Below are 4783 nucleotides of genomic sequence, written 5' to 3' on the forward strand. Positions count from 1 at the left end.
TCTTCTTCAGGAGCTTCTTCAACAGCCTCTTCGACTACTTCTTCAGCCTCTTCAATAACTTCATCTTCAGCTTCTTCAACAGCCTCTTCGACTACTTCTTCAGCCTCTTCGACTACTTCTTCAGCTTCTTCAACTGCTTCTTCTTCAGGAGCTTCTTCAACAGCCTCTTCGACTACTTCTTCAGCCTCTTCAACTGCTTCCTCTTCAGCTTCAGCTTCCTCTTCGACTACTTCTTCAGCCTCTTCAACTGCTTCCTCTTCAGCTTCAGCTTCCTCTTCGACTACTTCTTCAGCTTCTTCAGCTTCTTCAGCAGCCTCTTCCTCAACTTCTTCAGCTTCTTCAACTGCTTCGTCAACAACTTCTTCAACTACTTCTTCAGTTGCATCTGCAACTTGTTCTTCTTGGTTTTCAACAACTACGTCAGTAGTTTCCACTACTTCAGTTTCTACAGCAACTTCTTTATCCACGTCAGCACCTTCTTCAGTGTTTTCAGAATTTAAATTAATGATGACATTTAAGACATCAGTTAAATCACGGGTTTCTACAATGATATCCGCATTTTCCTTTAAGGCAGGTTTAGCATTAAAAGCAATTCCATAACCAGCAGATTCAATCATAGAAATATCATTAGCTCCATCTCCGACAGCAACACATTCATCCAATGAATATCCTGCTTCTTCAATGAATTTAGATAAAACATCTAATTTTGAACCAGAAACTAATGGTCCAGTTACCTCACCAGTCAAGACCCCGTTTTCCGCAACAAGTGAGTTTGTGAAAATATTTTCCACATTGAGTTTTTCCTTAATAGTATCAGCAATTATATCAAAACTGCCACTTATAATAGCTACATCAAAGCCTTTTTCCTTCAAAGTGGAAATGGCTTCTTCAGCACCTTTCATTAGAGGCATTTCATTAGCTAATGTTTTAATTTCTTCAAGAGATGCTCCTTTAAGGAGACCTACTCTTTTCTTAATGGATGTTTCGAAGTCGATTTCACCTTGCATAGCTTGCTCAGTGATTGCTGCAATTTGATCTTCAATATTTACTAATCTTCCAATCTCATCTATGCCCTCACCATCAATAATAACATTATCTAAGTCAAATACTACAAGTTTAATCAAATATATCACCGAATTATATTAAGTCCAATTCGCTAAGTCTAGCTTTAGCGTTTTCAACACCTAACCTAGCGTCTTGTTTGGTTTTAGCACCAGTACATACAACTTTACCGGAACCGAATAATAATAAAACAACTTTAGGATCAGATAAACGATATACTAAACCAGGGAATTGCTCTGGTTCATATTCAGTATTTTCCAATTCCAAAGCGACTGCTTCTAAATTTAATGTGGAATGTAAATTTGCAGAAGCAACAATATTTTGAATTTTAATATCAAACTCATGAGGAATTTCAGTGTCAACTTCTCTCATAAGGTCGACAGTTTTTTTAATAGCTAACTTTGAGTCATCGATAGACTTAGCACCAGTACAAACAAGTTTACCGGAACTAAAAATTAAAGCAGCAGTTTTAGGTTCTTTAAGTTTGAAAACTAAACCTGGAAACTGTTCTCTATTAAAATCGACGCCTTCTAATGCTTTAGCAACTTCAGTAAGAACGATATCTTTACCAATGCTAGCAGAAGCAACAATGTTCTCTATTTTTATATCAACATCGGTCAATTTAATACCTCCAAATCAAATTTAAAAAAAGTAAGTAAATATTTTAAAAAATTAATATAATTTTTAGTTTGAAAAAAATGAAAATAAAAACAGAAAATTAAAAAATTTTTTAAATAAAATTTTTACTAATAAAATATATTATTTAAATAATATATAAAATTAATTGAAAAAAAATTAAAAAAATATTATGTTTTACTTATAAAGTAATAAAAATTCACTTATAAATAAAAAAGTCCAAATCAATATTTTTATTTATAAATGATTTAAAAAATTTAAAACTTTATAAAAAGAAAAAATCTTAAAAAAATTTAAAAAAATAAGAAGTTTCATAAGGAATTAAAAGCAAGAAAACTTATAAAAAACTTTAAAAAAATTGATTTTTAATAAAACGAACAAATAATGAAAATTTTTATTAAATCTCATGAAATTATAATCAAAAAATAAAAAATTTTCAATTAAAAATTAATAAAAAAAGTGTCTGTTGAAAAGCTATTTTAAAAATTATTTTATTTATTTTAATCCGTTATTTTAGAAAATTTTTAAAAAAATTTTTAGGATTCCGACAATGCAAAAAAATAAAAAATTCAAGAAAAACAAAGCCTAAAAAAGATAAAAATTTAAATTAAAAAAATAAAAATTTAAATGAAAATAAACAAACTTAAAAAACTAAACAAGAAAGTCAAGGGATAAAATGATTGAAGTTGAAGTTAAGGCAAAAATAGATAGTTTTGATAAAATTAAAGAAAAACTAGACCAATTAGGTGCAAAAAAGATAAAAATCGAACATCAGGAAGATAGATATTTTAATAGCCCAGTTAAAGACTTTGCAAAAACAGATGAAGCATTAAGAATAAGGGAAACAAAAAGTGAAGAAAAACATGATCTATTCATTACTTACAAAGGTCCTAAAATAGACAATAAAAGTAAAACCAGAGAAGAAGTGGAAATGAAAATAGAAGACAGCGACAAATGCAGCAAGATCTTTGAAAATTTAGGATTTAATGAAGTGAGAACCGTTATAAAGGACAGGGAATACTTTAAAATAGACAAATTTGAAATAAGTTTGGATGATGTTAAAGGGCTGGAACCTTATATGGAAATAGAAGTTGCTTTGGATGACGGAGAGGATTATACCAAAGCACAGGAAGAGATTTTTGAATTGTTTGCTAAATTAGGAATTACAGATGGTTTTGAAAGAACTTCCTATTTGGAATTACTTGAAAATTTATGAATTTCAATTAATTCAACTAGCATTTAGAAAAAATTTCAATCTATTTAACTTAAAAAAACATTTCCAATCATGACGAAATAATATAAAAAACTTTATTAAATGAAAATACAAAAGATATTATATTTATTAAAAAAATAATTTTAAAAATTTTCAACTTACTTTTAAAAATTATTGACTTAAAAAGAGGGTTTTTAGAAAAAAAACTTATTCTAACGATTTAAACTATACTAGATAAAAGACATAAAGAGATGTGAAAAATGCAATATTATATCAGTCCTTTCAATAAGGAAGAGGAATATAATTTTCCAAAAAACATTACTATTTATGATACAACCTTAAGAGATGGAGAACAAACTCCCGGAGTTTGTTTTTCAAAAGAAGACAAATTAGAAATTGCAAGAAAACTTGATCAATTAAGGATTCATCAAATTGAAGCAGGTTTTCCAATTGTATCCAACACTGAAGCATCAACAGTTAAGGCAATAGCTAATGAAGGTCTTGATGCAGACATCATTTGTTTGGCAAGAACCAAAGTGGAAGATATAGACAGAGCTATTGACTGTGATGTGGATGGAATCATTACATTCATGGGAACTTCAGACATTCATTTGGAACATAAGATGCACATTAAAAGGCAGGAAGCCTTAAACATCTGTATGAAATCCATTGAATATGCAAAGGACCATGGATTGTTTGTAGCATTTTCAGCCGAGGATGCAACAAGAACTGATTTGGACTTCTTAAAAAGAATCTACTCCAGAGCAGAAAGCTATGGGGCAGACAGAGTCCATATTGCAGATACCGTTGGAGCAATCACTCCTCAAGGAATCACATTCCTAATCAAGGAACTTCGTAAAGTTACAGACATTGACATTGCTATGCACTGTCACAATGACTTCGGTATGGCTGTAATAAATTCCATTTATGGATTGCTTGCAGGAGGAACCGCTGTTTCAACCACAGTTAATGGAATTGGAGAAAGAGCAGGAAACGCTTCACTTGAAGAACTTATCATGTCCTTAAAAATATTATATGGAAAAGACTTAGGATTTAAAACCAAATACATTCAGGAGCTTTCTGAATTGGTTGCTGAAAAAACCCAATTAGGAATTCCATACAATAAGGCAATTGTAGGTAAAAACGTATTCAGACACGAATCAGGAATTCATGTGGATGCCGTTATTGAAGAACCTCTTACATATGAACCTTATTTACCTGAACTTGTTGGTCAAAAAAGACAATTGGTCCTTGGAAAACACTCAGGATGCAGAGCGGTCAAGGCAAAACTTGACGAATGCGGTTATAAAGTAACCAATGACCAACTTTGTGAAATCGTTAAAAAGGTTAAAAAGAGCAGAGAAGAAGGAAAATACATTAACGACGAAGTATTCAAAGACATTGTAAGAAGTATTGATGCAAATTATGTTGATTTATAATTTAAATCAATACAATTTTTATTTTTTTATTTTACACCAACAAGCTATTAAGAACTCCCATATTTAAACCACAGAAAATAAACTATTTTTAAAAATTTAAAAATTCTTAATTCTTTTAACTAAGTTATTAAAAACATTTTAATCAAATTATTACTATTTCTAAACAAACAATTAAAAATATAAATAGATTTATAACATTAAAGACTAAACTTATTTTATAAAAATAAATTTAAAAAATAATTTAATTTATTTAAAACTTTAAAAAGAATAAATTTAAAAAATTAATTTCAATTATTGAAAATATTAATAAAAATTAATTTAATTTATTAAGAATTAAAAAAAAATAAATTTAAAAAATAATTTAATTTATTTAAAACATTAAAAAGAATAAATTTAAAAAATTAATTTCAATTATTGAAAATATTAATAAAAA

At 28.8% G+C, this 4783-nt stretch carries 4 protein-coding genes; 2 read left to right on the forward strand and 2 right to left on the reverse strand.

What is annotated here, in order from left to right; genetic code table 11:
- On the reverse strand, positions 1-1133 hold a 1133-nt coding region (gene serB, locus Q0138_RS02455; RefSeq protein ID WP_297980469.1), incomplete at its 3' end, for a phosphoserine phosphatase SerB.
- A gap of 4 nt (positions 1134-1137) precedes the next feature.
- Complete coding sequence (locus tag Q0138_RS02460; protein WP_297980472.1) at positions 1138-1683, reverse strand: TATA-box-binding protein; 546 nt, start codon at positions 1681-1683, stop codon at positions 1138-1140.
- Positions 1684-2374: 691 nt separating this feature from the next.
- Between Q0138_RS02460 and cyaB the strand changes: the two genes are divergently transcribed.
- A complete protein-coding gene (gene cyaB, locus Q0138_RS02465; protein ID WP_297980475.1) occupies positions 2375-2914 on the forward strand; it encodes a class IV adenylate cyclase in 540 nt (179 codons plus the stop codon).
- A 257-nt stretch (positions 2915-3171) separates the two neighbouring features.
- Positions 3172-4350: a homocitrate synthase family protein gene (locus tag Q0138_RS02470; RefSeq protein ID WP_297980478.1), complete on the forward strand. Its 1179-nt coding sequence runs from the start codon at positions 3172-3174 to the stop codon at positions 4348-4350.
- Positions 4351-4783: the final 433 nt, after the last annotated feature.

Source organism: uncultured Methanobrevibacter sp. (assembly GCF_937906425.1).
In the GTDB taxonomy this organism is placed as follows: domain Archaea; phylum Methanobacteriota; class Methanobacteria; order Methanobacteriales; family Methanobacteriaceae; genus Methanobrevibacter.

Bases quoted from the DNA above. Each gene is read 5' to 3' on its own strand.
- cyaB (WP_297980475.1), top strand. From the start codon at position 2,375: ATGATTGAAGTTGAAGTTAAGGCAAAAATAGATAGTTTTGATAAAATT.
- Q0138_RS02470 (WP_297980478.1), top strand. From the start codon at position 3,172: ATGCAATATTATATCAGTCCTTTCAATAAGGAAGAGGAATATAATTTT.